Genomic DNA, 1,515 nt, shown 5'->3' on the forward strand with positions numbered 1-1,515 from the left:
ACCCAATCCCGTCCCCCGCAAACCAATCTGCACCAAACAACAGTCCCCCAGGCACCAGCCAGCGGGCCGTTCGCATTCGGGGGACAATGGTGCCTGCAAGCGCGGCACTCCTCGGCGCACAAAGAGGCCTCAGCCGACAAGCTACGACAACAAAACAAGCCTCTCGACAAAACCTAATTCAAAACAGCCCGCAGCCGCGGGCCGTTTGCGTTTAGGGGACTGGCAGTGAAGTGCCCAGCCGCCGCCATGACCGGATCAACCGAATCGGAGGCAAAAAAGACGAAGCATCCGATCCTCTTGTCAGGCATCGGTCAGTGATGTCGGTGATGACTTGCAATCAAATACGAAATGAATTGGGTCGGGGTGGCGTTCTATTCAGCCGGCTTTTGTGGCCACCCTCGGCCATGACAATGACTGAGGACCGCGAATCGACCTGCATGTGGATTCTCGATCGCGCCGGCCGTTGGGTGTGTCACGCCGCAATAGCCGCAAGTGCCGTTGGCCGAACGGCCCGGGGCGTTGAAGCGACGCCTCGATCAAGTCGAATCAAGTGAAGGGTGATTCTCTGGGGATGAGTGGCGCAAGGCGTGGCATGGTCGAATCAGCCAATTTTGCTAATAGCTGACATCTATCCAGGTTCGGGATCACTCCCATGTTCCCGCAGGGCGGTGCCAATGCCAAATTGCGCTTTGAATGACCATTACGAGAGCTCCATCAGGAAGCAGCTCGAATCAGGCCGCTACAGTAATGCCAGCGAGGTTGTCCGCGCGGGCCTGCGCATGCTTGAGGATTTCGAGGCGGAGCGGGTGCGCGAGGAGATACCGGGGCGCCTAACTGAACTCCGGCAGGATTCATCGAAGGGAATCCTGCCGAAACGGTTTTCTCCCGGCTGGAGGCGCGTCATCGCGCGAAGGAGGCGAAAGCCAAGTAGGGGTGGAGTATCGGACTGTCTTCCACCCAGGGGAGAAGCCGAGCTGGAGCAACTCTACGATGATGATGATATAGCCGGACGTGCGTCGCCGGCGATCGCCTGGAATTTCATTGCGGGTATCCGCGACCATTGTCTCGGCCTGTCTACTTTTCCACAGCGGGGCACCGAGCGGGTCGAGATCATGCCTGGGCTGCGGATAGTTGGCTATCGCCGCGCGGTCAGCACTGCCTTCGCCGTCGAGGGTGGGCGGGTCCTGATCCTGGGCATCTTTTACGCCGGCCGGAACATCACGCCGGAATTGCTCGAGGACCAGCTCTAAACGGCGCGCTTCGGTGGTGAATTGCTCGGCAGTCCTCCAGGCGCGGCGGGTGCGATGGCACACATCAGCGCCTCGAGCTCGGGACGCATCACAGGAATGGTAGGCGCTAGAACGCCGCCCACAATTCAGCCAAGCCAACTCATGAATTTCGGCCCGGTGGATATCTCTACGAGAAATCGAAAAAACATTGTCGATGTGTGTTGACAGTTGTCGAGTGTGGCGACTATATACGCCTCACGAACGAGGGCGGCTCGCCGCTGGCGAC

1 protein-coding gene and 1 pseudogene are annotated in these 1,515 nt (G+C 59.3%); both read left to right on the top strand.

The features are described 5' to 3' along the window. The first annotated feature begins 674 nt into the window (after positions 1-674). A pseudogene (locus tag NKJ04_RS33560) lies at positions 675-931 on the top strand (type II toxin-antitoxin system ParD family antitoxin). Between the two features lie 181 nt (positions 932-1,112). Beyond that, positions 1,113-1,250, top strand: a complete 138-nt coding sequence (locus NKJ04_RS33565) for a hypothetical protein (RefSeq protein ID WP_352556341.1) — start codon at positions 1,113-1,115, stop codon at positions 1,248-1,250. Positions 1,251-1,515 lie beyond the last annotated feature (265 nt).

It is taken from the genome of Mesorhizobium sp. M0618 (assembly GCF_040320765.1).
In the GTDB taxonomy this organism is placed as follows: Bacteria; Pseudomonadota; Alphaproteobacteria; order Rhizobiales; family Rhizobiaceae; genus Mesorhizobium.